The sequence below is a fragment of the Rhodanobacteraceae bacterium genome (genome assembly GCA_016713135.1).
Lineage (GTDB): Bacteria > Pseudomonadota > Gammaproteobacteria > Xanthomonadales > SZUA-5 > JADKFD01.
Genome location: JADJPR010000010.1, coordinates 1 through 26241, shown reverse-complemented (window position 1 = coordinate 26241; position 26241 = coordinate 1). Strand labels below are relative to the sequence as shown.

25 protein-coding genes and 1 pseudogene are annotated in these 26241 nt (G+C 68.8%); 16 read left to right on the top strand and 10 right to left on the bottom strand.

Annotated features, from left to right (window positions below; genetic code table 11):
- Positions 1-2 precede the first annotated feature (2 nt).
- Genes IPK27_10185 through IPK27_10175 form a run of 3 tightly spaced genes read right to left on the bottom strand, consistent with a single transcriptional unit; the run spans position 3 to position 2972 of the window.
- Positions 3-629 carry a hypothetical protein gene (locus IPK27_10185; protein MBK8067970.1) on the bottom strand — a complete coding sequence of 209 codons (627 nt, stop codon included), beginning with the start codon at positions 627-629 and terminating at the stop codon, positions 3-5.
- 7 nt (positions 630-636) lie between these two features.
- Positions 637-1908 (bottom strand): hypothetical protein, encoded by a 1272-nt coding sequence (locus tag IPK27_10180; protein MBK8067969.1) that lies wholly within the window; start codon positions 1906-1908, stop codon positions 637-639.
- Complete coding sequence (locus tag IPK27_10175) at positions 1905-2972, bottom strand: bis-aminopropyl spermidine synthase family protein (protein ID MBK8067968.1); 1068 nt, start codon at positions 2970-2972, stop codon at positions 1905-1907. The genes IPK27_10180 and IPK27_10175 overlap by 4 nt, the downstream gene beginning before the upstream one ends.
- Before the next feature lie 265 nt (positions 2973-3237).
- Here IPK27_10175 and IPK27_10170 point away from each other — a divergent pair, with 265 nt between their 5' ends.
- The gene (locus tag IPK27_10170) at positions 3238-4905 is read left to right on the top strand and encodes a hypothetical protein (protein ID MBK8067967.1); all 1668 of its coding nucleotides are present in this window, start codon (positions 3238-3240) and stop codon (positions 4903-4905) included.
- A 44-nt stretch (positions 4906-4949) separates the two neighbouring features.
- Entirely contained in the window at positions 4950-6431 is a 1482-nt protein-coding gene (locus tag IPK27_10165; protein ID MBK8067966.1) for a saccharopine dehydrogenase NADP-binding domain-containing protein, read from the top strand.
- A 136-nt stretch (positions 6432-6567) separates the two neighbouring features.
- Here the strand turns inward: IPK27_10165 and IPK27_10160 are convergent, their stop codons facing one another.
- Positions 6568-7104: a lipocalin family protein gene (locus IPK27_10160; GenBank protein ID MBK8067965.1), complete on the bottom strand. Its 537-nt coding sequence runs from the start codon at positions 7102-7104 to the stop codon at positions 6568-6570.
- 11 nt (positions 7105-7115) lie between these two features.
- Positions 7116-8060 carry an SDR family NAD(P)-dependent oxidoreductase gene (locus IPK27_10155; GenBank protein MBK8067964.1) on the bottom strand — a complete coding sequence of 315 codons (945 nt, stop codon included), beginning with the start codon at positions 8058-8060 and terminating at the stop codon, positions 7116-7118.
- Between the two features lie 222 nt (positions 8061-8282).
- Between IPK27_10155 and IPK27_10150 the strand changes: the two genes are divergently transcribed.
- From IPK27_10150 to IPK27_10140, 3 genes are all read left to right on the top strand, one after another.
- Positions 8283-10253, top strand: coding sequence for a hypothetical protein (locus IPK27_10150; GenBank protein MBK8067963.1), 1971 nt, complete (start codon positions 8283-8285; stop codon positions 10251-10253).
- Between the two features lie 411 nt (positions 10254-10664).
- Positions 10665-12245: an MFS transporter gene (locus tag IPK27_10145; protein MBK8067962.1), complete on the top strand. Its 1581-nt coding sequence runs from the start codon at positions 10665-10667 to the stop codon at positions 12243-12245.
- Entirely contained in the window at positions 12212-12565 is a 354-nt protein-coding gene (locus IPK27_10140; protein MBK8067961.1) for a hypothetical protein, read from the top strand. Before IPK27_10145 ends, IPK27_10140 begins: the two co-directional genes overlap by 34 nt.
- A 101-nt stretch (positions 12566-12666) precedes the next feature.
- Here the strand turns inward: IPK27_10140 and IPK27_10135 are convergent, their stop codons facing one another.
- Together IPK27_10135 and IPK27_10130 are read right to left on the bottom strand one after the other, a co-directional pair.
- On the bottom strand, positions 12667-13398 hold the full coding sequence (locus tag IPK27_10135; protein MBK8067960.1) for a TerC family protein: 732 nt from the start codon (positions 13396-13398) through the stop codon (positions 12667-12669).
- An 8-nt stretch (positions 13399-13406) separates the two neighbouring features.
- Positions 13407-13784, bottom strand: a complete 378-nt coding sequence (locus IPK27_10130) for a diacylglycerol kinase (GenBank protein MBK8067959.1) — start codon at positions 13782-13784, stop codon at positions 13407-13409.
- Between the two features lie 266 nt (positions 13785-14050).
- Here IPK27_10130 and IPK27_10125 point away from each other — a divergent pair, with 266 nt between their 5' ends.
- The 7 genes from IPK27_10125 to IPK27_10095 all read left to right on the top strand — a co-directional run bounded on the left by IPK27_10125 (position 14051) and on the right by IPK27_10095 (position 19016).
- Positions 14051-14728, top strand: a complete 678-nt coding sequence (locus IPK27_10125; protein MBK8067958.1) for a tellurite resistance TerB family protein — start codon at positions 14051-14053, stop codon at positions 14726-14728.
- Positions 14729-14820: 92 nt separating this feature from the next.
- Positions 14821-15825: a TIGR00266 family protein gene (locus tag IPK27_10120; GenBank protein ID MBK8067957.1), complete on the top strand. Its 1005-nt coding sequence runs from the start codon at positions 14821-14823 to the stop codon at positions 15823-15825.
- Positions 15826-16351: 526 nt separating this feature from the next.
- Positions 16352-16927, top strand: coding sequence for an HNH endonuclease (locus IPK27_10115; GenBank protein ID MBK8067956.1), 576 nt, complete (start codon positions 16352-16354; stop codon positions 16925-16927).
- 32 nt (positions 16928-16959) lie between these two features.
- Positions 16960-17658, top strand: coding sequence for a 2OG-Fe(II) oxygenase (locus IPK27_10110; protein MBK8067955.1), 699 nt, complete (start codon positions 16960-16962; stop codon positions 17656-17658).
- 23 nt (positions 17659-17681) lie between these two features.
- A complete protein-coding gene (locus IPK27_10105) occupies positions 17682-18503 on the top strand; it encodes a polysaccharide deacetylase family protein (protein MBK8067954.1) in 822 nt (273 codons plus the stop codon).
- Complete coding sequence (locus IPK27_10100; protein MBK8067953.1) at positions 18496-18759, top strand: hypothetical protein; 264 nt, start codon at positions 18496-18498, stop codon at positions 18757-18759. Before IPK27_10105 ends, IPK27_10100 begins: the two co-directional genes overlap by 8 nt.
- On the top strand, positions 18756-19016 hold the full coding sequence (locus IPK27_10095) for a hypothetical protein (GenBank protein MBK8067952.1): 261 nt from the start codon (positions 18756-18758) through the stop codon (positions 19014-19016). Before IPK27_10100 ends, IPK27_10095 begins: the two co-directional genes overlap by 4 nt.
- Positions 19017-19123: 107 nt before the next feature.
- Here the strand turns inward: IPK27_10095 and IPK27_10090 are convergent, their stop codons facing one another.
- A complete protein-coding gene (locus tag IPK27_10090; protein MBK8067951.1) occupies positions 19124-19462 on the bottom strand; it encodes a P-II family nitrogen regulator in 339 nt (112 codons plus the stop codon).
- A 24-nt stretch (positions 19463-19486) separates the two neighbouring features.
- On the bottom strand, positions 19487-20800 hold the full coding sequence (locus IPK27_10085) for an ammonium transporter (GenBank protein ID MBK8067950.1): 1314 nt from the start codon (positions 20798-20800) through the stop codon (positions 19487-19489).
- Between the two features lie 560 nt (positions 20801-21360).
- Between IPK27_10085 and IPK27_10080 the strand changes: the two genes are divergently transcribed.
- The 4 genes and pseudogenes from IPK27_10080 (at position 21361) to IPK27_10065 (ending at position 25531) form a co-directional block, all read left to right on the top strand.
- Entirely contained in the window at positions 21361-22545 is a 1185-nt protein-coding gene (locus IPK27_10080; GenBank protein ID MBK8067949.1) for a magnesium transporter, read from the top strand.
- A 142-nt stretch (positions 22546-22687) separates the two neighbouring features.
- A pseudogene (locus IPK27_10075) lies at positions 22688-23466 on the top strand (TatD family hydrolase).
- Positions 23463-23885, top strand: coding sequence for a hypothetical protein (locus IPK27_10070; protein ID MBK8067948.1), 423 nt, complete (start codon positions 23463-23465; stop codon positions 23883-23885). The pseudogene IPK27_10075 and the gene IPK27_10070 overlap by 4 nt, the downstream one beginning before the upstream one ends.
- 59 nt (positions 23886-23944) lie before the next feature.
- Positions 23945-25531, top strand: coding sequence for a wax ester/triacylglycerol synthase family O-acyltransferase (locus IPK27_10065; protein ID MBK8067947.1), 1587 nt, complete (start codon positions 23945-23947; stop codon positions 25529-25531).
- A gap of 41 nt (positions 25532-25572) precedes the next feature.
- Here the strand turns inward: IPK27_10065 and IPK27_10060 are convergent, their stop codons facing one another.
- The gene (locus tag IPK27_10060) at positions 25573-25956 is read right to left on the bottom strand and encodes a hypothetical protein (protein ID MBK8067946.1); all 384 of its coding nucleotides are present in this window, start codon (positions 25954-25956) and stop codon (positions 25573-25575) included.
- Positions 25957-26241: the final 285 nt, after the last annotated feature.

Genomic DNA, 26241 nt, shown 5'->3' with positions numbered 1-26241 from the left:
CATCAGTAGAAGCAGGAGCAGAGCACGTAGCGACGCCCGGCGGTGATCGGCCGCCCCTCATGCACATGCGACAGGCCGCCCGGGTAGATCACGGCAGTACCCGGCGTCACCCGCCCCGGGGTGTAGTCCCAGCGCGGGAAATAGGTGCCGCCGCCCTCGAAGGCGTCGTTGAGGTAGCAGACGATCGAGCAGGTCTCCAGGTCGTAGTGCGCCGCCATGCCCTGGACCACGCCCGGTTCGTAGCGCAGCAGGTAGGGCGCATCCCATTTCTGCACCTTGAACACCGGCCACAGGTGCTCGGCCAGCGGCTTGAGGTGGCGCTCGATCACTTCCTCGTAGACCGCGCCGAGGCCGCCGATGGCCGGCAGCGAGAGCACCGTGTCCGGCTCGCAGACATCGTCCAGGTCCGGCGCAAAGGGGTTCTCATTGACGTCCTGGCCGGTCTTCCAGCCGCCGTGGTGCTCGGCCTCTTCCACCAGCAGGCGGCAGAACTCCGGGGTGAACAGGCTGAAGCGATAGATCTGCTCGGCGTCCTCGGTGGCGGCGCCAGCGACGCCCTGGCGCAGGGCGGGGCCGATGAAGCGCGGGTCGTAGCGGTGGATCTCGGGGTGCAGGGGCGGACGCGACATGCAGGCCTCAGGCGTGGGCAGCGGGAAGACGGCGATAGGAACGGCCGAGCGCGGCGGCGGCCGCGAGCCAGGCCAGAGCGGTGGGAATCGGCACCAGCAACAGGGCCGGACCGGACAGCCAGGCCACCGGCAGCAGCAGGATGGAGGCGCCGGCGAGCCCGGTGGTGAGCGGCTCGACCACGGTTTCCATCAGGGTCACCGTGCGCTCGCGCGGGGCGCTGGAGAGCGGGCGCTGCGCGGCCATGAAGGCCGGCTTGCCCAGGCCATTGCGCGCGGCGGACTCGCCCACCGACAGCGCGAAGGCCGCGACCAGCACCGAGCCCGCGAGCGGAAGCGCCAGCAGCCCCAGGCCGCACAATCCGAGCACCGCGACGGGGGTGCTGGCCAGGCCCATGCCGAGGCCGAAGCGCGCCAGCATGCGGCCGGTGAAGAACAACCGGAACGCCACCCCCACGCCCACCCGCAGCGCGGTCAGCGCGCCGAGCGCAGCGGCGATCGCCTCCGGCTGGCCGCTCCACGCGCGCTGGATGGCCACGAACAGGGTGAACTCGATCAGGTAGTAGGTCAGGTTGTAGGCGCTGTAGTAGGCGACGCAGCGCGCCACGTGGGCGCGTTCCAGGGGCGCCGCGGCGGCGGCCGGCGGCGCCTCCTCGCAATCGCTTCCCGCCTGCACCGTGCGCGCGAAGGGCAGCAGCGCCAGCCCGGTGAGGGTGAGCAGCGCGAGCGAGCCGGCGAGCAGCACGGGCAGGTCGAAGGCGGCGCGCATCGGCGCCGCCAGCAGGCCCGCCAGCGCGATGCCGACCAGCTCGCCGGCGCTGACCAGGCCATACAGGCGCGCGCTCTGGGCCACGTCCAGCGCGCGCCCGGCGAGCGTCCAGAAGGCCACCATCGCCACGGCCGAGAGCACCCCGTGGCTGGCGATCAGCAGCAGCAGGCCGGGCAGCGCCGGGGCATCCGCGACTTGCTGCGGCAGCACCAGCAGCGCGGCGCCGCCCAGCAGCACCACCGGCGCACCGACGAAAGCCGCCGGCGACAGCCGCGCGCGCAGCAGCGTGAGCAGCCCACCGGCGACCAGCACGGTGGCGCCCACCACCACCTGGGCCCAGGGAATCCCGTCCGGCGCGCCGGAGGCCAGCAGGCTGGTCAGCACCGCGATCTCCATCGCACTCAGGCCAAAGCCGAAGGCGAGCGAGACCGCGAACAAACCGGCCACGCGCGCGCGCTCCCCGGGGCGGAGATCGAACACCCGGTCGGCGCGGACGGCGAGGCGGGCGATCACGGCAGCGCAGGCACCACGGCGCGCGGCGTGGCCCAGGCCTCGTCGTCCAGGTACAGCTCCTCGCCCATCTCGACGCTCCCCTCCACCGCCGGCTCGGGCATCCGGATGGCTTCTGCGCGCAGGAAGGACGCGGTGTACCAGCGGTGATGCGCCCCGCCGGCACCCAGTTCGCTCAACACCGGCCATTGCAGGCCAGCCACTTCCAGCGGCGCGTCGTGGTCCGGGTAGCCGCTGAAGCGGCGGCGGATGTCGGTGAGGGCGAAGCCCATCTGCGCCAGCACCTGCTGGATGTCGAACCACTTGCGGCGCGAGGCCTCCACCGTGGTCAGCCCCAGCCACACCGCAGCGGCCTCGCCGCGCAGCGCGGCCGCCCCGCGCGACAGGTACAGCCGGATCCCCGGCAGGGTCTCGACCGGATCGCAGACGAACACATCGAAGCTGCGGCGCAGGTCATCCGGCAGCGCCTGGCGCACGTCGAAGCCGCGCCCGGACAGCGGCAGGCCGTAGCGCTGGCCGACCTGGTTGACGAAGTCGACCACCCGCGGGTCGATGTCGAGCACCACGATGCGCGCCGCCTGGCGGGACAGCGCCAGCGCCACGCTGGTCAGGTCGAAGTCGCCGACGAACAGCACCGACTGGCCCCAGAGGTCGCCGCGGTCCTGCATCGCCGCGACCCGCAGCAGCGATTCCTCGGCCGGGATCGCGCCCTGGTCGAAGGCGAAATTGGGTTCGGGGCGACCTTCGAGCGCCGCCTGCAGCTCGCCCAGCGCCGGCAGGTCCGAAGCAGCCACATAGCCGCGGCTGTCGCAGGCGCGGCAGGCGCATGCCACCGGCGCCGGCGCGGCGACCGGCTGCACCAGGCGCACTTCGCCGCCGGCCACGCTCACCAGACCGCAGGCGCGCAAGCGCTCCAGCGCGGCGACGAACTCGGGGATGCAGGCGTCCTGTGCATCCAGCAGCGCACCCCAGCCGAGCGGCCCGCGGCTGGCCAGCGCGAACACCATCTGGCGCTCGCTGCGGCCGAGGCGGCGCGGATCGATGGGGATGCTGGGCGGAATCGGCATGGCGTGCTCCTGGGATGGAAGGCGTGGGCGGACGCGACCGGAAGGCGCTGTCCACGGCCCCGGCATCAGAGCGCCAAACGGCTTGTGGGCAGTATCACGGAGGTTGCCCGGCGCTATCACGGTGGTTGCCAAGCAGCGGAATAGTCTTTGCAAATCCGCCAGATACAACCTCCATTACAGTTGTACGCAACCTGGACGATACCGCCCGGACGAAGCGCCCCCTAGCGTTGCCGACGACCCCACGCGGCGCAGACGGAGGCATTGCATGCACACCGAACTCAATGGCTGGTGGCACGACCGCTGGCCCGGCCCCAGCCACCGCAATGCTTTCGAGGTCCGCCCGCGCGAGTCGCTGGGCACGGCGCAGGCCTTCGACCACGATCACCACGGGCGCATGCTCGCGGTCGCCGGGGCGCTGCGCAGCGTCGAGAGCGACCGCGCCTACGCGGAACTCGCGGCGCACCTGCCGCTGTGCGGCGGTGGCCCGTGGCCGGCCGGCGCGCGCGTGCTGGTGCTCGGCGGCGAGGACGGCGGGCTGGCGGTCGAGGCCCTGCGCCACGCCTTCGTCCGCGAGGTGGTGGTGTGGGTGGCGCACCCGGAGGCGGTGACGCTGGCGCAGCGCCACCTGCCGGGCGGCACGGTGTTCGCCGATCCGCGCGTGCGGGTGGTCACCGCGGCGCCGGAAGGACGCTTCCAGGTGATCGTGGCCGATCTGCTCGCCGACGATCCGGCGCCCGACGCGGACCTGGCGGGCCTGCTGGCAGCCGACGGCGTGTGCTGCGTCGCGGCGCGCACCGCGCTCGGACGCGAGCGCTCGGGGCTGTACCCCGGGCCGAAGTTCGCCGCGGCGCAGGCTCTCGGGCCCGCCGAGCGCGCGGTGGTGCCGACTGCGCTGTCGCCCGGCTGCTTCGTGATCCTGCACCTGCACCGCGCCGATGGCGGCTCCTGCAGCGCGCCGCATGCAGCCTGCCACGGGCGCCACTACGACCCGGCGGTGCATCGCGCGGCCTTCGCCCTGCCCACCTGGTGGCGCGGGCCGCTGGACCTGGTCGAGGAAACCGCACCCGAGGGCGATCCGCGCCACTGGTGGCACGAGGCCACGGTGGAACTCGGCACCACCCAGGCGCTGGCGCTGCATCCGGTGCACGAGGAACGCAGCCCGTTCCAGCTGATCGAGATCCACGACCATCCGCAACTCGGCCGGGTGTTCTCGCTCGACGGCACCGTGCAGGGCACCGACGCCGACGAGGCGATCTACCACGAGATGGTGGTGCACGTGGCGCTGGCCGGCGTGGCCAGGCCCCCGCGGCGGGTGCTGATCATCGGCGGCGGCGACTGGGGCGCGGCGCGCGAGGTGCTGCGCCACCCGGGCATCGAGCAGCTGGTGATGGTCGAGATCGATGCGCGCGTGCTGGCGATCTGCGAGGACCTGTTCGCGCTCGGCCGGCCGGACGATCCGCGCCTGGACCTCAAGGTGATGGACGCCGCCGACTACATCGCGCAGGCCGCCGCGCGCGGCGAGCAGTTCGACGTGGTCATCATCGACGCGACCGATTCCACCGAGCCCTCGCAGAGCCTGTTCACCGACACCTTCTACGCTCACCTGAAGGCCTGCCTCGGCGAGCACGGCGTCTGTGTGGACTCCGACATCGTGGCCAATGGCGCGCACGGCGCGAGCATGTCGCGCGACGTGAACTGCGCGGCGCTGACCGATCTGCGCCGCGTGCGCGCCACCTTCGGCGCCATCGAGGCCTACATCTCGCGCGTGCCGACCTATCCCGGCGGCCTGTTCACCTTCTTCGTCTACTCCCGCCACGGCGCCTCCGTGCGCGAGCCGCGGCGCGAGCTGGAGGCGCGCTTCTACAACCCCGAGGTCCACCGCGCGGCCTTCGCCCTGCCACCCTGGTGGGCGCAGACCCTGGCGCAGCTGTGAGTGCCGGCGCCGCTGGCCCATCCACTCCCGACAGGACACCCGGCATGAATCCCTTCGAGACCGCCCTGGAACAGTCCAACGCGCGCCCGCTCTCGATCCTGATCATCGGCTTCGGGGTCGTCGGCAAGGGCGTGCTCGCCGGCCTGCAGCGCCATTTCCGCGGCGTGCGCGGCACCATCGTCGACCTCAGCGAGGCGGTGATCGCCGATGGCCGCCAGCGGCTCGCGCGGGACTTCCCGAATGCCGCCAACCAGTGGCGTTTCGAGCAGCTGCGGGTGCACGCCGACAACTACACGCAGGTGCTGCAGCGCCTCACGGCGCCGGGCAGCATCGTGGTCGAGACCTGCGTGGAGGTGAACACCGCCGAGCTGCTGCGCTGGTGCCTGGCGCATGGACGGCACTTCAGCAACACCGTCTGCGATCTGTGGAAGGAACAGACGCAGCAGAAGACCGATCACTACCGCCGGCTGCACGGGATCCTGCGCCAGTTCGTCGAGCCGGTGGTCGAGGTGGTCCGCGACCAGCCGGTGCTGCCCGGCCAGCCGACCTGCCTGGTCGGCAATGGCGCGAACATCGGCATGGTCAACCACTACTTCAAGAAGGCGCTCGCCGACGCGGCGCGCGCCTGGGGCTGCAGCGAGGCGGCGCTGGCCGCCGACCTCGCCGGCGTCTACGTCTACGAGAAGGACACCCTGGTGTTCCGGCCTGGCTTCGTGCCCGCGCCGGAGGTGTTCTACAACACCTGGAACGTGCTCGAGTTCCACCTGGAATCGGTGGCCCACGTGGATTATCCGCCGCAGGCCGAGGGCCGCAGCGCCACCGCCGGCATGACCGCGGTGCGCAACGAGTGCTACCCGCGGGCGATGGCTCGCGACCTGCGCCTGGCCGATCACATCGTGCACGGCCGGGTGGTCGCGCACGAGGAGACCTACACCATCGCCGATTACCTGGTGCGCCGCCACGGGCGCCATCCGGAAGTCCAGTTCATCTACGAGTGCAGCCCGATCGGCGAGGTCAGCCGCATCCGCATCCCGCTCGGCGTGCCCTATGTGTCGACCTGCGTCTCGCAGGAGGCCGATCCCGGCCACGGCAGCGATCTGGTCGGCACCCTGATCGTCCGCCGCGATGGCCGCGCCTGGTCGACCGGCTTCGACTGCACCCAGGCGGAACTCGACCCCGCGCTGCTCGCCTTCACCAACGCGACCGCCTGGTACGTGTCCTGCGGAATCCTGTCGGCGATCCTGTTCATCCGCGAATTCCCCGACCAGGGCGCCGGCTTCCCGGAGGATTTCGACACCGCCTGCAACGAGGTGGTCATCCGCAACTTCGAGGCCTTCGCCACGCCCGGCGGCGTCCGCCGGGTGGTGTCGCGCGACGAAAGCGCCAGCGCCAGCCTGACCCCACCCTACCCCACCTACGAGTGCGAGAACCGCTACCTGACGGCAGCGGGCGCCGGAATCCCCGCGCGCAGGCTCAGCGACCGCCTGCTTGCCGGCAGCGCGGAGCTGGCGGGTGTCGAGGGCTGAAGCGGTTCAATCGGCGCCGACTGCCTTGCTGGCAGCTGCGATAGGCCGGCGCGGCGCCTGCGCCAATGCCCCGGAAGCCGATGCGCCTGTTCGCTGCTCTCCGCGTCCTCTGCGTCTCCGCGTTGAACCGGCTCACTCAGGGCGGCGGCAGCTGCGGCACCAGCCGCAGCTGCGTGCTGTCGACGCCCTGCTGCGCCAGCCTGGCGACCAGCGCATCGTAGCGCGCCGGGTCCATCGTCGGCTCGCGGCCGAACACCCACGCGAGTTTGCGGTCCGGCGTGGCGAGCGCGGCGCCCTGGTAGTCGGCATCGACGTGCAGCACTACGAGTTCGGTCGAGAAGGGCCACACGAACTGGACCTTCCAGCGCGCGCCGCCGCTGCCCGGCACCACGGTGGAGATGCCGCGCCAGCGCCGGTCTTCCTCGCCGAAGCGCTGCTTGAAGACGAAGTCGTTGTCGATCCGGCCATCCGGGCGCAGGCGGTATTCGTCGCGGGTGGCGACCTTGCCCTTCTCGAAGAAGTAGGGCACGTGCGCGATCACATGCCAGGTGCCCATGAAGCGCGGCAAATCCACCGATGGCGCAGCTTCCAGCGGGGCGCGCTGGCGCGCAGCGGGGCCGGCGCAGGCGGCGAGTGCGAGCAACACGGCCAGGGCGAGCAGGCGGGAAGTCATCGGGGTGTCCTTCAGCGGGTGATCGAGGCGGCCTGTGCCGCGAGGAATTCGTGCAGCTGGGCGGCCGTCGCCGCCGTCTTGCGGGTCAGTGCGAAGGCATGCTCCGGATCGCGCACGCGGTCCAGCCAGATGCCACCGTCTTCCGCCAGCGGCGGCCGCCTGCTGCCCAGCCAGAGCGCGGTGTCGGCGCCCTCCTCCGCATTGCGCAGCGAGCGCTTCAGGGTGGCGCGAAACCAGGGCAGCGCGGTCTGCACGCCCGCGGTGTCGACCCAGCCGGGGTGCATGACATAGACCCGCGGCTGGCCCTCCCAGCGCTGGTTCCACGCACGCGTCAGCTCCACCTGGGCGCGCTTGTGCATCGCGTAGGCGGCCATGCCGTCGTGTTCGGCGGCGCTCGGCGCATTCATCTCGGACAGCCGCAGCGGCGCACCGTACATGCCGCCCGAACTCATGTTGATGACCGCAGCATCCCGGGCAAACAACCCGGCCGCGCGCAGGCCCTCGGTGAGGACGAAGTGGCTGAGCAGATTGGTCGCGAATGAGCTTTCCAGGCCTTCGGGCGTGCGCTCGAAGCGGTCCTGCAGCACACCCACGTTGTTGACCAGCACATCGATGCGCTCGCCGCGCGCACGCAGTTCCTGGACCAGGCGACGGGTGTCGCCGATGCTCGCGAAGTCCGCCGGCAGCAGTTGCAGTCGCCCGGTGTCGCCCGCACCCTGCAGTTGCATCAGCTTCTCGCGGCTGCGCGCCGCCGCCAGCACGCGCGCACCGCGTGCATGCGCGAGGCGCGCAATCGCCGCGCCGATGCCACCGCTGGCGCCGGTCACCAGCCAGGTCTGGCCGTCCAGCTGCTCGGGGTACGCTGGCCAGGCCCGCTGGCGCTGGCGCAAACCGACGCGACTGAAACGCGTGTAGAAGCGCGTGTAGACGAACAGGCTGGCGAGTGCTCGCAGCATCGGGCGGTGTGTTGCGGAAGGTCCGGCCAGATTAGCCAGCTGCATGTGTGCGCAGCGCAACGGCCCGGGGCGATCGAGGCGGCTGAAAACCGGCCTGAGCGTGTCGGCAGCAAAGACACCTCCGAACTCGTCTGTCAAGCCCACGTCCTGCCCTCTCGGCCGGTTACCACGGAGGTGCACCCTGAACCTGGCCCGATCCGGGTCGAATGAGGGAACTGGTCCATGCGAGCAGGGGCAGTCTTGCTGGTGCTGGCGTGTACGTCGCTGGCGTCGAATCCGGTCAGGGCGCAAACCCAGTTGCTGCGCCCGGTCGCGGTCGATGCGATGCGCGGATACCCGGTGGCGCGGGTGGGGACGGCGGACTTCGACGGCGACGGCCTGGTCGACCTGGCCGGGATCAGCTTCGTGGCCTTTCCCGACACGCACACCCAGGAAAAGTTGCTGGTCCAGCATCAGGTGGCCGGCAGCCCATTGCGCTTTCGCGATGCCGGCGCGTACCCGGTGGTCGCGCCGCAGGACCTGCTGGTGCAGGACCTGGATGGCGATGGGGACCCGGACCTCGCGGTGGTGCAGGACTCGGGCGACGACGCGCTGGCCATCTGGATCAACCAGGGTGGCGCGCAGGGTGGTCCGCGCGGCCAGCTGAATCGACTCCCGCTGACGCTGGCCTACGATCTGGCGATGCGCGTGGTCGCGGTGGATACCGACGCAAACCCTGCGACACCGCCGGCCCTGCTGCTGGTGCGCGGGACCGGCCGCGACCCGCTGCTGTTCGACAATCGTCTGCACCAGACGCCGCCTGTGCTGGCGCTGCAGCAGACGCTGGCGCACCCCGGCGCGGTGGGGGCGAGCGTGGCGGACGTCGATGCCAACGGCTATCCGGACCTGCTGGTCTATGGCGAGGGCTGCCGTCTGTGGCGCCATCTGGGTGCGATCCCGGGCGCGCCCTATGTGCTCGCCCCGACCGAGCCCTGCGGTAGCGGCCTGGTGCATGCCGCCCTGCTGCAGCCCGGATCGGGGAGCGCCTCCTATCGGGTGGCACTCGCCACCGCCAGCGGCGACACCTGGGTCAGCGCGACTCCCAGCGGCTTCTTCGGGCTGCCGCTGGCGAGCAGCACCATCGGCATCACCCGCGACTTCGCCCTGATCGACGCCGACGGCGACGGCGACCAGGACCTGGTCGCTGCGCGCCCCAACGAGAACGCCCCGACGCCCGCGCAGCGCGGCTCGCCGGTGTACCGCCGCATCGGCGATGGCTTTGAAGGCGCGCTGCAGACGCTCGAAAGCGCCTGGTCGGCCGACCGCCTGTCGCTCGGAGCGACCCCCACGCTGGCCCTGGCACATCCGCTGCAAACGACGACCCTGTGGCAGGCGCAGCCAGCCGGCAGCGTGGTTCCGGTGGTCGAGTTCGTGTCTCCCTACGGCCTGTACCCGGCGCCGAACGTGGCGGGCCACCTCGTGTTCCAGCCCTTCAGCACGGTCCAGACCAGCGTCCATCTGGTCGCGAGCACCATTTCCGGCCCACCGGTCGCCTGGTCCGAGGATCTGGGCGCCGGGCTGCGCACGCTGGCGGCGGACGCGCCCGTCAATGCGGCGCCCGGCACACGCTGGACCCTGGACCTGACTGAGGTCGCGCCGGCGGGCGCCGGCATGATCGGGTCCAACAGCAGGATGACGGTGACGGTCGTCGGCATCAAGCCGCCGCCGGAGTTCTGCTTCCTCGAAAGACTGTTCCAGATGATGGCCATCTTGTTGGGGGAAGCGAATGAAAGCGCCAGCCCGGAGGGCAGCACGGAACTGGACCGCTTGCGCCGCGTACGCGACGAGCGCCTGGCAGGCTCGGCCGCAGGTCAGTACTACGCCAGCCTGTACACCCGACTCGGGCCCGATCTGTACGCCGCCAGCATTGCCGATCCGCAGTTCGTGCCGCAGCTCTGGGCGCTCAAGGACGCGTGGATGCCGGCCATCGACAACTGGCTGGACGGCGATGGCCAGGCGCTCGTCAGCGAGGCGATGCAGGAGTCGCTCAGCGAGGCACTCGGACGCTTGCAGGCGCACGCCAGTGGCGACCTGCACGAAGCGCTGGCGCGCGAGCGCCGCGCGCTCGGCCTGGACCATTTGGCCGGGCGCCCGATCGGCGAGATCCAATCGCGCTGGGAACAGTCGCCGCTATTCGGCGACGGTTTCGATTGAGCGTCTGCGCGGGTTGAACCGATGCGCTGGACGCCATCGAATGCAGTCCGCAAGCGAGAGCCGACCGGACAGCGTGCTTCGCAACGCCACCGCAGGGCACCGGGCGCGGGATGCGCGGCCGACGCGGTCGCTGGGAGTCCTCATTCCTGGTGACTCCATTCCGGGCAAGCAGAAAGAGACCCACGGCCGTCAGGCCGAGACGCTGATTGCTTCTACAGATGTCTACACCCCAGCAAAGATCGCGGGCGGAGCCCGCTCCCACAACGGCGACCAGCGCGCAGCAAGAAGCAAAAGGCCGCGAGCCAACGGCGACAAACGACAAACGACCAGCAAACGCCTGGCGCCCAACGCTCGCCGGCGCTGCGAGCGGTGCATACTTCGCCGCTTCCACGCTGCCCAGGTACCGAGCCCGTGTCGAATGCCACCGTCGCCCATCGCGAATTCCTCGGCCATCCGGTCGGCTTGTACGTCTGCTTCATGACCGAGATGTGGGAGCGCTTTTCCTTCTACGGCATGAAGGCGCTGCTGTTCCTCTACCTGACGAAGTACCACCTGTTCAACGACAGCGACGGCTATGTGCTGCTCGGCACCTACGCGGGCCTGGCCTACGCGTTGCCGCTGCTCGGCGGGATGATCGCGGACCGCTGGCTGGGCATGCGCAAGGCGGTGCTGTTCGGTGGGGCGCTGCTGGTGCTCGGCCAACTCGGCATGGCCTGGACCGGCGATCCGGCCACCGGCAGCGTCGGCGCCGCGGTCCGCGATGGCCTGGCGATCCAGGTGATGTACCTGTCGCTGGCGCTGATCGCGGTGGGCGTGGGCTTCCTCAAGCCGAACATCTCGACCATCGTCGGCCGCCTGTACGCCGACAATGATCCGCGCCGCGACTCGGGCTTCACCATCTTCTACATGGGCATCAACGTCGGCGCCGCGCTGTCCTCGCTGATCGTGGCCTACATCGGCGAAAACTACGGCTGGGGCTACGGCTTCGCACTGGCGGGCGTGATGATGGCGGCGGGCCTGGTGCAGTTCGTCTGGGGCCAGAAGCACCTGATGGGTCAGGCCGAACCGCCGCATCCGGCCAACCTGAAGGAGATCGTCTTCGGCCTGCCGCGCGAGTGGGTGATCTACCTCTCGGGCCTGGTCACGGTGGTGGTGGTCTGGCAGATCCTGCAGACCAAGATCGATTTCGGCCCGCTGACCGCGCTGGCGGGCGGCCACGAGGTCACCCTGACCGAGGTCGTCGCAGTGGTCATGGGCCTCGGCCTGGCCATCTGGTTCGTGCGCTTCCTGTTCAGTGGCCTGACCAGCATCGAGCGCGGCAAGATGATCGTGCTGATGGTGCTGATTTCGATCAGCGCGCTGTTCTGGGGCATCTACGAGCAGAGCTACGGCACCTGGGTGGCCTTCGCCGAGCGCGGCATGGACCGCACCACCTTTGGCGTCGAATGGACCGCCGGGCAGACCACCTCCTTCGGTGCCATTTTCGTGATCCTGTTCAGCCCGATCTTTGCCTGGCTATGGCCGCGACTGGACAAGCTGGGCTTGAATCCCAGCCTGTCGGCGAAGTTCGGCTGGGGCCTGATCTTCTGCGGCCTGGGCACCGGCCTGCTCGGCATCGCGGCGCAGAATCCGGGCAGCGACGGCTTGGTCAGCTTGTGGTGGATGATCGCGGCCTACGCGATCCTGGTCCTCGGCGAAATGGTGCTGTCGCCGATCGGCCTCTCGGCAGTGACCACGCTCTCGGTGCCGCGCGTGGTCGGCATGATGATGGGCGCGTGGTTCCTGGCCTCGGCCTTCGGCGAGATGGTCGCGGGCCGCTTCGGCACCTGGGCCTCGATTGACCCGCGCCCGGACGGCAGTTTCGACACCGCTGCTGCGCTGGTGGTCTACGCCGATGTGTTCTTCCGCCTGATGTGGATCGGCGTGGCCGCGGGCGTGGTCATGCTGGTGCTGACCCCGTGGATGAAGCGCGCCAGCGGCGGCGCGCGCTGATTCCGACCGGGCGGCGATCGATGAAGCTGCTCGGCGCCGCATGGATGATCTGGCTGGTCAGCTCCGCCGGCTACTTGCTGGCGCTGTTCGCAACCGCCGCGATGCTCGGCAAGACCGGCGGCACCACCGCCGAACGCGCGGCGATGGCGCTGCTCGCCGTGGACGTGGCGATCTTCATCGCTTCGATCGTGTGGTTCGCCTCACGCACCGCGGCCGTGGGCGGCCATCCGCGCTACGGCTGGGTGATTGCCTTCGGCCTGTGGCAGCTCGCCATCCTGGCGGTGGCGGGCTTTGTGTCGCTGGTGACGTTGAACCGGTGAGGCGGGTTGTGGGTTCCGGGTTGTGAGTTGTGGGCAGCAACGGCGGGCGAGGCTTCGCTGCCAACAACCCAGAACTCACAACCCACAACCCGATTCAACAACTACTCCCCGTCCACCGGCACACGCTCCTGGCGCCGGCGCACCAGGATGTTCAGCGCCTCGACGCCAGCCGAGAAGGCCATCGCGAAGTACAGGTAGGCGCGCGGGATGTGGAACTCGAAGCCGTCGGCGATGAGGGCCACGCCGACCAGGATCAGGAAGGACAGCGCGAGCATCTTCAGGGTCGGGCGACGCTCGATGAAGTTGGCCACCGGGTTGCTGGCGAGCAGCATGATCGCGACCGACACCAGGATCGCGGCGACCATGATCGGGATGTTGTTGACCATACCAACCGCGGTGATCACCGAATCGAGCGAGAACACGATGTCGATCACCGCGATCATGGCGATCGCGCCCCAGTAACTGGAGGCCGGGCGCGCGCTGCTGTCACCATCGCCGTCGCCCTCGACCTCCGCGTGGATCTCCATGGTCGCCTTGACCAGCAGGAACAGGCCACCGACGATCAGCACCAGGTCGCGCACGGAGAAGCCCATGCCCCCGACGCTGAACAACGAATGCGTCATCCCGGCCAGCCAGGACAGGCTCAGCAGCAGCATGATCCGGGTGACGCAGGCCAGCGCGATACCGAAGCGTCGGGCGCTGGGACGTTGCTCCGGCGGCAGGCGCGCGGTGACGATCGACAGAAACACCAGATTGTCGATGCCGAGCACGATCTCCAGCGTCGACAGCGTCAGCAGTGCAATCAGGCCTTCCGTGGTCAGCAGGTGTTCCATTGTTCGGTTCAGTTCCCCACGTAGCGCGGCACCAGGATCAGTCCCCAGACCGCCACCACGTTCACCATGCACAGAAACACCGCCGCCGATCCCATGTCCTTGGAGCGGCCAGCGAGTTCATTGAATTCCGGCGTGGTCTTGTCGACGATCGCTTCGATCGCGCCGTTCAGCAGTTCCACCACCAGGACCAGCACCAGCACGCCCAGCATCAGCGCCTTTTCGATCGCGTCCGCACCCAGCCACAGGCCCAACGGTGCGAGCAGCATGAACAGGTACGACTCAAGCCGGAACGAGCTTTCGAAACGCCAGGCAGCTTGCAGCCCCTGCATGGAGTAGCGGAAAGCCTGCAGCATCTGCCGCGGACCGCGCGATTCGATGCTCGCCATCCAGCGCTCCTCAGCGGCCCACGGGCGCCGGCGGAACCGTCGCGTGCATCTGGTGTAGACGGCAAGCACGCGAAGATGAAGCAGTCAGCATTGCGCAAACCGTACCGGCGCCGGGGCAGCCCCGTATGATCGCATCGGGTCGGCGCGTCAACAAGACGTGAGCAGGCCATGCAGCCCCTTGCGATGCGCACTGTTGCAGCGCCAGCCGGATGCAGTAGTTTCCGGCCGCAACTGACGCAAGCCATCAGCTAACGTGGAGACTGGCAATGTTCGACGTGGAGAAACTGCTCGGCCAGATGCTGTCGGGCGGCATCGGAGGCGGCAAGCGCGAGCGACGCCGCTCTTCCAGCTTCGGCATCCCTGGTGTGAGCAAGGCCCAACTGGGCGTGGGCGCGATCGGCATCGCGATCGCCGCCTGGGAGCACTACAAGTCCAAGTCCGGCGCCCCGGCACAGGCGCCGGCCGGCGCACCGCAGCCGATGGCAACGATGCCGCCTCCGCCGCCGCCCCCACCGATGAGGCCGCCGCAGGCCACGCCTGCTGTCGTGCCGGTGGCGCCGACGCCCGTCGCGTCGACGCCTGATCCGGCGCCCCAGGCGCAGCAGGCCGACGCCACCCACCTGATCCGCGCGATGATCGCGGCGGCCAATGCCGACGGCCTGATCGACGCCGAGGAACGCGCCGGAATTCTCGAGCGCGCGATGGAAGCGGGCCTGGATGCCGCCACGCAGCAGTTCCTGATGGGCGAGTTGCGCGCACCCGCGAGCATGGATGAAATCGTCGCCGCGACCCGTCCGGAGCTGCGCCTGGAAACCTACGCCGCCTCGCTGATCGCCATCAGCATCGACAGCGATGCCGAACGCGCCTACCTCGACCGACTCGCCGCCGCGCTCGGACTGTCGCCGGACGACCGAGCGCGCGTGGCCGAGCAGATCGGCGCCTGAAACGGCTGTCGGTGCTGGTTGCTGGCAAGGGAACCAGCGCGCGCCGACGCCTCGTCCAACACCAACACCAGCAACCAACACCAGGACCTCCCATGCACCAATGGTACTTCAGCTACAACGGCGCCCAGTCCGGGCCGCTCGAGCATGCCGCCGCCGTGGCCCAGGCGCAGCGGGATTCCAATGGCTATTGCTGGCGCGCCGGCTTCGCCGAATGGGTGCCGATCGCCCACGTTGCCGAGTTGCGCCAGAGCGAAGGCACGGCGATGGCGGCGCCGCCGCCGCCGCGCGGCGCGATGCGTGCCGATGAGATCGACTACACGATCTACGGCGAAGACATGCAGTTCGTGGAAATCGAACTCGACCCGGGCGAAAGCTGCGTGGCCGAGGCCGGCACCCTGATGTACAAGGATGTCGCGATCAAGATGGAGACCGTGTTCGGCGACGGCAGTCAGCAGTCCTCGGGCGGCGGCTTCTTCGACAAGCTGGTCGGCGCCGGCAAGCGTTTGATCACCGGCGAGAGCCTGTTCACCACGGTGTTCACCCACGGTGGCAGCGGCAAGGGCCGCGCGGCCTTCGCAGCGCCCTACCCCGGCACCATCATCCCGATGACGCTGTCCAACTTCGGCGGAATGATCGTGTGCCAGAAGGACAGCTTCCTCGCCGCGGCGAAGGGCGTGCAGATCGGCATTTTCTTCCAGAAGAAGATCCTCACCGGCCTGTTCGGCGGCGAGGGACTCATCATGCAGAAGCTGGAAGGCGACGGCCTGGTGTTCGTGCACGCCGGTGGTACCGTTGTCGAACGTGAGCTCAAGGCGGGCGAGACCATCCACGTCGACACCGGCTGCGTTGTTGCGCTGACCAGCAGCGTGCACTTCGACGTCGAGCAGGTCGGCGGCGTCAAGAGCATCCTGTTCGGCGGCGAAGGCCTGTTCTTCGCGCGCCTGACCGGCCCCGGCCATGTCTGGCTGCAGAGCCTGCCGTTCTCGCGCCTCGCCGGGCGCATGTACGCCGCCGCCTACCAGAAGGGCGGCAGCAAGGACGAAGGATCGATCCTCGGCGGCCTCGGCGGCATCATCAGCGGCGACCGCGGATTCTGAGCGGCCCCGCCACCTGCTGGCCGCACAGCGGCCAGCAGGTGCGTTGCCGCAGTCAAACGTCAAACGTAAAACGTAAAACGTCAATGGGCCCGCGCTTCGATTGACGTTTCACGTTTCACGTTTCCTGATTCGTACCAATCCTCATCGCCGATGGACCGGCGATGCGGCGTTCGGACAAGGTCCGAACCCACAGATGCCGCGAGCTTGCTGTGCGTGGGTTTGGACCTTGTCCAAACGCTGTTGCTCTTGGGGCGCTCCCGCGATGAGGATTGGTACGAATCAGGTCACGTTTAACTCTTACGCCTTTGCCCCAGGCCTCGCGCCTGGGTGAAACGTCAAACGCAAGACGTCAATTTGCCCGCGCTTCGATTGACGTTTCACGTTTCACGTTTGACCTATCGCACGAGTCCCCGGGCTTGGCGAAGCGTCACGTTTCACGTTTCACGTTTCACGTTTCACGTTTGACGCAGCAGCGTCACGCGGCTGCCGCGCCAGTGGCGCCGCGATTCCGCTACACTGCGGATCCATGGTCGCTGATCTCCACACTACGCGTGTGTTGTCGCTGGACAGTTCCGGTCGCATTCTCGACTGGATCAGTTGGCAGTCCGCGGTGTGTCTGTATGTACGCGATGCGGTGTCCTGGACCCTTGGCCAGCCCTGCCTGACCGTCCATGGCGGGCTGAATCGCGACAGCGGCGAGCAGAGCGTCATCCATCTGCATCCGATCGTCGCCAGCCGCTCACGCGCCAAGGCGCAGGGCTGCGATCCGGCCCCGGGGCTGACCAACCAGGCGCTGTTCGCGCGCGACCGCCATCTGTGCCTGTACTGCGGCCAGCAGTTCATGCGCGCCGAACTCACTCGCGATCACGTCCTGCCGCTCTCGCGCGGCGGTCGCGATGTGTGGGAGAACGTGGTGTCGGCCTGTCTCGCGTGCAATGTGCGCAAAGGCAGCCGCACCCCGCAGCAGGCCGGCATGCCCCTGCTCGCGGTGCCCTTCCGGCCGAGTTGGGTGGAGCATCTGATCCTGTCCAACCGCCACATCCTGGCGGACCAGATGGATTTCCTGGTCAGTCACCTCCCGCGCAAGCAGCGGGGCGGGTAGATTCGGCCCCTGGCAGACGGCTGCGGCAGGATATGCACGACCTCATCGAGTTCTACCCCGATGCGCTGACGCCCGATGCGTGCGCAGCGATCATCCAGCGCTTCGAAGCCAGTCCGCATCGCCAGCCCGGCCAGGTGGGCTCCGGCGTGGATCGCACGCTCAAGGACAGCCGCGATTTGACCATCAGCCAGCACGCCGACTGGCGCGATGTGGAGCAGATGCTGAACACCGCGATGATGCGCTCGCTGTGCGCCTACCTGCGCAAGTACCCGCAGGTGCTGATCGCGCCGCTGGCGCTCGGCTGGCGCGATCCCGACAACGGCCAGGAACGGCTGCTGCGCGCCGATGACTTTCCGCGCATCCCCGAGCAGCAACTGTCCGACATCGCGCGCTACGCCTTCCGTCCGGGGGCGATCAACGTGCAGGGCTACACCGCCGACCAGGGCGGCTATCCCTATTGGCACTGCGAGCAGTACCCGCGCGACACCCAGTGCGAGGCGCTGCACCGGGTCCTGCTGTGGACCGCCTACCTCAACGACGGATTCGAGGAAGGCGAGACCGAGTTCCTGTTCCAGCAGCGCAAGGTGGCACCGAAGACCGGCGCGATGGTGATCGCCCCGGCAGCGTTCACCCATACCCACCGCGGCAACCGTCCGCGCGGCGGCGACAAGTACATCGCCACCTCCTGGGTGCTGTTCCGGCGCGCCGAGCAGTTGTTCGTGCAGCGCTGAGGCACGCCGCTATAGTCGGCGCCATGCAACACCGCGCGCTCGTCCTCTGCTACCACTCGACCAACGTCAATGGCCACGACTACGCGGCCAACGATCATGTCGCGCTGCGCGAGGATCTGCGCACCGTCGAGGCCTTCGGCGCGCGGTTGGTGCACGCGCTGGACGCGGTCACGCGGCCGCTGGCGGATGAGCCGCGCGTCGCCATCACCTTCGACGACGGCATGGTACTGGACGCGCTCGACTTCGAGCACCCCGCCTGGGGCCACCAGGATTCCTTCCTGCGCATCCTGCGCGAACACCATGCCGCCGGCGGCCAGCACTGTGTGGCGGCGAGCTTCGTCATCGCCAGCCCGTCCGCGCGCGCGGAGCTCGACCGCAAGGACTTCCTGTCGCTGGATGTCTGGCACGACGACTGGTGGCCCGCAGCCATTGCCAGCGGCTACCTGACCATCGAGAACCATAGCTGGGACCACAACCACCCTTCGCTCGAGCGCAGCGTGCAGCGCGACAACCAGCGCGGCAGCTTCCGCGTGATCGACACGCAGGCCGACGCGATGGCCGAGATCGCCCAGGCGAGCGACTACATCGAGCGCCGCTGCGGGCGCCGGCCGCAGTTGTTCGCCTATCCCTGGGGCGAGGACAACGCCTACCTGGTCGAAGATTTCTTCCCCATGCATGCCGCGGAACTCGGGCTGCGCGGCGCGTTCATCACTTCCGGCGACACCCGCGCGCCGTGCAGCCGCTGGCGCATTCCGAGGCCAGTCTGCGGCACCGACTGGCGCTCGCCGGTCGAGTTATCCGCCCTGCTCCACCACCATTTCAGCCGCGAGGCCCCGCATGTCTGATTCGACCCTGCAAACCGCCGACGGCCGCGCCTTCTTCACCGTCACCGAACTCGGCGAAGCGCGCTTCTTCGTCAACGATCTGTTCAAGCGCAAGTTCGCCGGCGACGCACCCGAGATCCCGCGCAACTTCGTCGCCTTCTACAAGGACACCGGTGGCGCGCTGCACGTGGCCGGCTTCTCGCACATGCTGCGCTGGCGCAACTGCTACCTCTCCGGCGGCTCCTCTGCAGCGACGGCAACACCCTGCGCCGCATGAGCGAGGAGGAACGCGGCCTCGTCCAGCAGGCTGGCGGCGTATGGGCGCTGGTGCTCAAGCACGCCTTCAGGCGTCTCGACGGCGAGTGCGATGCCTATTTCGGCCACTGCGGCGACCGCCGCGCGCGCGAGGTGGCGATGGCCAGCGGCTTCGAGCCGCTGCACACCCCGGTTCACATCGCCCGCTGGCACAAGCCGCTGGCGCCGGAGGTCAAGGCGGAACTGATCGACGCGGTGATCGGGATCGGGTTGTTCTGAGGCAGTGTAGCCCCGGGTGCCGACGCACCGCCAGGCGTTCCCCGGGACTCCCCACAGGCAAGTCCCGGGAACGTGCGGACGCGCGCCGCTCCCGCTATCACTCGCCGCTACAGCGCGTCCCCGTCCAGTTCGCCGGTACGGATTCGCACGACCTGGTCGAGGTTGTAGACGAAGATCTTGCCGTCGCCGATGCGGCCGGTGTTGGCCGCCTTGCGCACCGCATCGACCACGGCGTCGACGCGCTCGTCGGTGACCGCGATCTCGATCTTCACCTTGGGCAGGAAATCGACCACGTACTCGGCGCCGCGGTACAGCTCCGTGTGGCCCTTCTGGCGCCCGAAACCCTTGACCTCGGTGACCGTGATGCCGGTCATGCCGACCTCGGTGAGCGCCTCGCGCACGTCGTCGAGCTTGAACGGCTTGATGATGGCTACGACCATTTTCATTGCTGGGACTCCCGTGTCAGGCGATCAGAGGTTGTAGCCGCGCTCGTCGTGCAGCACGAGGTCGAGGCCTTCGGTTTCCTCGTCGAGCGTGACACGCAGCGGCACGACAAGTCCAACCAGCTTGAGGATGATGAAGGTCAGGACGCCACTGTAGAGCACCGTGAACAGCACGCTCTTGACCTGCACCCAGACCTGCCCGGCGATGGTCTGACCCTCGGCCAGGCCCGCGCCACCCAGGCTGGCATCGGCAAAGACGCCCGTCAGCACCGCACCGATGATGCCGCCGACCGCGTGCACCCCGAACACATCCAGCGAGTCATCGTAGCCGAGCGCGCGCTTCAGGCGGGTGGCAGCGAAATAGCAGATCACGCCGGCGGCCAGGCCGATCACCAGCGCACCGCCGGGGCCGCAGGTGCCCGAGGCCGGGGTGATCGCGACCAGACCCGCAACTGCGCCCGAGGCCGCACCCAGCACCGAGGGCTTCTTGTGCACCGCCCACTCGACCGCCATCCAGCCGATCACGCCGGCCGCCGTGGCCACCTGGGTGACCAGCATCGCCATGCCGGCGCTGGCATTGGCGGCGACTGCCGAGCCGGCATTGAAGCCGAACCAGCCGACCCACAGCATCGAAGCGCCGATCACAGTGTAGGTGAGGTTGTGCGGCGGCATCGCGGTGTTCGGGAAGCCCTTGCGCTTGCCGAGCACGAGGCAGCCGACCAGCGCTGCGATACCGGCATTGATGTGCACCACGGTGCCACCGGCGAAGTCGAGCACGCCCCAGTCCCACAGCAGGCCGCCGTTGCCGGACCACACCATGTGCGCCATCGGGAAATAGACCAGCGTGACCCACAGCACCGAGAAGATCAGCAGCGCCGAGAAGCGCATGCGTTCGGCGATCGCACCCACGATCAGCGCGACCGTGATGATCGCGAAGGTCAACTGGAAAGTGGCGAACACGCTCTCCGGGATGGCCACGATGAGTCCATCGCGGGCGACGCCGGCGAAGAAGGCCTTGTCGAAGGCACCGACGATCGAGTTCAGGTTGACCACGCCCTGTTCCATGCCGGTCGTGCTGAAAGTCATCGAGTAGCCGTAGACCACCCAGATCACGGTGACGAGCGCAGTGATCGCAAAACACTGCATCAGGACCGAGAGCACGTTCTTGGCGCGCACCAGGCCGCCGTAGAACAGCGCAAGCCCGGGAATGGTCATGAACAGCACCAGCGCCGTGGCAGTCAGCATCCACGCGGTGTCGCCCGCGCTCAAGGTAGGCGCGTCCTGGGCGCAGGCCGCACCCGCAGCGAGCATTAGCGGTAGTCCGGTTAGCCATCGTTTCATTGCGAATCTCCTGCTTGGTATGGACGGGATTGGGTGCAATGCAGCAATGGATCTGTGGCAAGAGCGGTGCCAGCGACTGGAGCGATGACTCCAGCGGGCCCTTTCGGTCTCCAACCCGACGAAAATTCATCTACAGATCAATTGCTTGCACCTGACAAGCTTCCCGTCGCGGCGTTTCCACCCAGCGTGCCCACGCAAGGTCTGCGCGGTTGCGGTGCACCATGAACAGTGGTTGAACGACGCCATTCCCCGTTCTGGTGCACGCCCCCGGCCCGGCCCGGGCCGGTCAAACGCGGAGACGCAGAGTACGCAGAGAAGAGCGAAAGAGGTTGAATCGTCATGGACGGCCGCACGTGGCGAACGACGGCCACACCCGAGAACCTTCCGCGCTTCCCTCCGCTCTTCGCTTCTCTCCGTTTCCTTCTGCTTTTCTCTGCGTCCTCCGCGTCTCCGCGTTCAACCAGTCCCATCCCGCGCTGCCGCTCCTTGCGTGCTGCTAGTCTTGCCCGGCACCATTGCGACGAGCGCTCATGTCCGATCCCACGGTCCAGATCGATTTCATGCCCACGCTGATCGAGCGGGTGCGCGCGACCGATCTGAAAAGCGCGGCGCACCTGCTGTCACCGCACAGCGATGCGGAAATTGCTCAGGTACTCGCCGCCCTGAGTACCGGACAGGCGGTCGAGGTGCTGGAGGAGTTTCCGCGCGAGCGCCGCGCGACGATCGCCGCGGAGACCGCGGCGGGCCCGGACTGGCTGGAAGGACACCGCTATCCCGAAGGCAGCGTCGGACGCCTGATGGAGCGCGCGCCCGCGGTCTTCCCGCAGACCGCGCTGGTCGGCGAGGTGATCGACACCCTGCGCAACGTGATCCGCACCAAGCAGATCGTCTATGTCTTCTGCATCAACCAGCAGCGCTTCCTCACCGGCGTGGTCGCCTTCCGCGAACTGTTGTATTCGGCGCGCGAAGACACCCTGGAATCGGTGATGGTCCGCTCGCCATTCGCGCTGCAACCGGGCACGCCGCTGCCCGATGCGATGCGCGAGGTGGTCACGCGGCACTACCCGGTCTATCCAGTGTGCAGCGAGTCCGGGCAGCTGCTCGGGCAGGTCAAGGGCTCGGTCCTGTTCGAGCAGCAGGCCTTCGAGATCTCGGCGCAGGCCGGTGCGATGGTCGGCGTCGAAAAGGAAGAACGCCTGGGCACGCCCTGGCCGCGCTCGCTGCGTTTCCGCCACCCCTGGCTGCAGCGGAACCTGCTGACCGCCTTCGTCGCCGGTGCCGTGGTCGGCCTGTTCCAGGACACGGTGGACCGCATCGTGCTGCTGGCGGTGTTCATCCCGGTACTGTCCGGGCAGTGCAGCAACACCGGCTGCCAGGCGCTGGCAGTGACCCTGCGCGGAATGACGCTGAACGAGGTCAAGCCCGGCAGCGCGTTGCGTCTGATGGGCAAGGAAGCCTGGCTCGGCTTCCTCAACGGCGCGCTGACCGGCGTGGTGGCTGCCATCGTGATGTACGTGCTCGCAATGATGCAGAAGTCCGATGCCCCGCTGACGCTGAGCCTGATCACCTTCGCCGCCATGACCGTCAGTTGCATGATCAGCGGCATGGCCGGCGCCGGCGTACCCTTGTTCCTGAAACGCCTCGGCGCGGATCCCGCCACCGCATCGAGCATCTTCCTGACCACCGCCACCGACGTGGTCAGCATGGGCGCCTTCCTGGGGTTGGCAGCGTGGCTGGTGATTTGAGGCCGAACAGCGGGGCAAGGGTCAGGGGGCAGGGGAACGGCCCTTTGCTTCGTGCCGGCAACCTGTCGTCGCGGGAGAGCCTTCCCAGAGCCAGTGGCCGGCCCCTTGCCCCCTTCCCCCTGCCCCGCTTCATGCCCTCGTGCTGATCGACTCCCACTGCCACCTCGACGCCCCCGAGTTCGACGCGGACCGCGGCGCGGTGCTGGCACGGGCGCGAGCGGCGGGCGTGGTCGCGCAGATCGTGCCGGCGGTGGCTGCGAGTGGGTTTGCTGCACTGGCGCAGTTGGCTCGGGATGAGCCTGATGTTTTCCCCGGCTACGGCCTGCACCCCATGTACCTGGCCGAGCATCGCCCCGAGAATCTTGATGAGGTGCGCGGGTACCTGCGCGACGGTCGTGCCGTGGCGGTAGGCGAATGCGGGCTGGACTTCTTCGTCCCGGGGTTGGATCCGGCACGGCAGCGCGAGTACTTCGTCGCCCAGGTACGGCTGGCGCGCGAGTTCGACTTGCCGCTGGTGCTGCACGCGCGGCGCGCGGTTGACGAGGTGATTGCGACGCTGCGGCGGATCGGCGGAACGCGCGGCGTGGTCCACAGCTTTTCGGGCAGCGATGAGCAGGCGCGCCAGTTGTGGAAACTGGGATTCAGCCTGGGATCGGCGGCCCGGTCACCTACGAGCGCGCAAACCGATTGCGCCGGATCGTTGCGGAAATGCCCATCGAGCACCTGCTGCTGGAGACCGATGCACCGGACCAGCCCGACGCTTTCCATCGCGGCGCGCGCAACGAGCCGGCGCTGCTGCCGGTGGTGCTGCACACGGTTGCAGAACTGCGCGGGGTTTCGCCGGAGCACGTCGCCCGGCAGACGGGTGACAATGCCGTGCGACTGTTCGGCGCTTCGCTGCGACCCGGAGGCCAGACATGAACGAAACGCAGCCGTGGTGGATGTGGCTCCTGCCGGTGGGACTGTTCCTGGTGGTGTTTCCGTCGATCTGGATGTTCGTCAACTGGCGGCTGGCAAGGCTCGGCGGCTGGGGACGCCTCGCCCGGCTCTACGCCCACCCGCGCCCCTTGCCGGTGGCGATGCGCACGGGCCAGTTCGGATTCATGGGTGCGGTGCGCTACAAGTACGTGCTGCACGTGGGCGCCAACGCGCAATACCTGTTCCTGGACGTGGCCCTGCCCTTCCGGACCGCGCATGCGGCGCTGCGCATCCCCTGGCGCGATGTGCGCCGCCGTCGCGAGCGGACCTGGTACGGCTGGGATCTGGATGTGTTCGAGATCGGCCAGCCGCCAGCAGCGACGCTCAAGCTGCGCGCCGGAAAGGTAGCTTTGCCCGGATAGCGCTGGACTTCGCTTCCTGCGCTGACCGATGCTAGATGCGACTGCCCGGGGAGCGCGCTATGAGCAAGAACCTGAACCCGCTGGATGCTTCTTGGCTGATGGTGGAGTCGCGCGACACCCCGATGCATGTCGGTGGCCTGTTGCGCTTTTCGCTGCCGCCCGACGCCTCGGCGGACTTCCTGCTCAAGCTGATGAACGAGTTCCGTCACACCCAGAAGTTCTCGCCCCCCTGGAACCAGCGTTTGCGCACGCCAGGCCTGAAGGGGCTGATGCCTGCCTGGGAGACCGAGGACGACATCGATCTGGAACACCATGTGCGCCACTCCGCCCTGCCGCGCCCCGGCGGCGAGCGCGAACTCGGGCAGCTGATCGCGCGCCTGCACAGCCAGCCACTGGACCTGGCGCGGCCGCCCTGGGAGTGCGTGCTGATCGAGGGACTGGCGGACAATCAGTTTGCGCTCTACGTCAAGATGCATCACTCGCTGATCGACGGCATCGGCGGCATCAAGCTGCTGGAGAAAGCGATGAGCCCGGACGAGAAGGCCAGCCGCAAGCTGCCGCCCTTCTGGGCCGCCGGTGCGGTGGCGCGCAAGTCCGCGGGCAAGCGCCCGCGCGCACCCGCGCCGACTCCCGCCGAGGTCATCGGCAGCGTGGTCGAGATGGTCAAGAGCCAGGTCGGGTCGCTGCCGGACATCGCGCGCGCTTTCGGCTCGATGGTCGGCGCCCTGCGCAACAAGGAAGAGACGCTGCAGATTCCCTTCGACGCGCCGATCTCGATCATCAACGGGCGCATCCACGGACAGCGCCGATTCGCCACCCAGCGCTTCGAACTGCTGCGCCTGAAGAACGTCGCCGAGGCTGCCGGCGCCACGCTCAATGACGTGGTCCTCGCGTTGTGCGGTGGCGCGCTGCGGCGCTTCCTGGTGGAACTCGGCGAGTTGCCGGACAAGCCGCTGACCGCGGGCATACCGGTTTCGGTGCGGCCGAAGGACGATGAAGGCCACGGCAACGCGATCACCTTCATCATCTCGACGCTGGGCACCGACATCGACGATCCGCGCGAGCGCCTGGAGGCGATCACCGCATCCACGCGACGCGCCAAGTCGCACGTGCAGAGCCTGCCGAAGCGGGCGATGACGCAGTACACCATGCTGTTGATGGCGCCCTACATGCTGTCGCTGCTGAGCGGTGTGGGCGGGCGCACGCGGCCGATGTTCAACATCACGATCTCCAACGTGCCGGGCCCCGACAAGCCGCTGTACTACCGCGGCGCGCGCCTCGAAGCGGCCTATCCGGTATCACTGGTGACCCACGGCCAGGCCCTGAACATCACCTGCCAGAGCTACGCCGGTTTCCTCGCCTTCGGCTTCACCGGCTGCCGCGACACCCTGCCGCACATGCAGCGCCTGGCGACCTACACCGGCAAGGCGCTGGAAGAGCTGGAGGAAACCCTGCTGGGCGCCTCGCAGGCACCCAAGCCGGTGCGCAAGCCGCGCGTGCGCAAAGCGGCTCCAACGGAAGCGGCGATCGAGAAGGCTCCGGTGAAACCCGCCCGGCGTCCGCGCCCGGCGCCAGCCGCAGAAGCGACGCCCGCGCCGGAAATCACGGCGGCCGCCACTCCGAAGCGGCGTCGCAAGGCCGGCTGAACCGGCTGCGATCCTGTTCGTCGGCGGTGCCGCGCCGCCGGTCAGGCCGGGTGCACGGATCCAGCCGCCAGCAGTGCCGCGACGCGCCCATCCGCATCGCCACGACGCCCCTGGCGGATCGCGCCGAAGAATGCCGCCAGCGACTGCGCGCGCAGGTCGGCGCCAGAGCACGCAAGTGCTCCGGGCGACGCAGGGGCGCATACGCCGAGCACATGGCCGCTGGCCTCTGCCCGCGCCCGGGCCTGATGCAGGCAGGCAACCAGCGCAGGGCCGACCGCACCCGGCAGCACGCATGCGTGCCGCTGCAGCAGCACGTCCGGCGGCGCTTCACCCGGATCCGCCAGAATCAGAGCGTCCATCGGTAGCGCCGCGAGCGACTCGGCCGCCGCAGGCCCCGCCAGCACCGCCGCGTCGTCGATGCGCACGCGCGCGCGCAGCTCTGCGCGGTGCGCCGGATGGCGCCACCAAGTCGCCGGCGCGCGGCGCGCACAGGATCGGGATCGGCAATGGCCAAGAGTTCGACCTCGCGCGTGCTGCGCAGCGCCGACACCGCCAGCGCCAGCCCGCGCGGATTGCAGCCCCAGAGTCCCAGTCGGATGGTTGTGTTCGCCTGACCTGCGACCAAGGGCAGCGGAGCCACCATGGCAGCGCCGGCGACCAGCCCGGCCCGCAGACATTCCCGGCGCGAGAGCTTCATTGCGGCGGCTCCA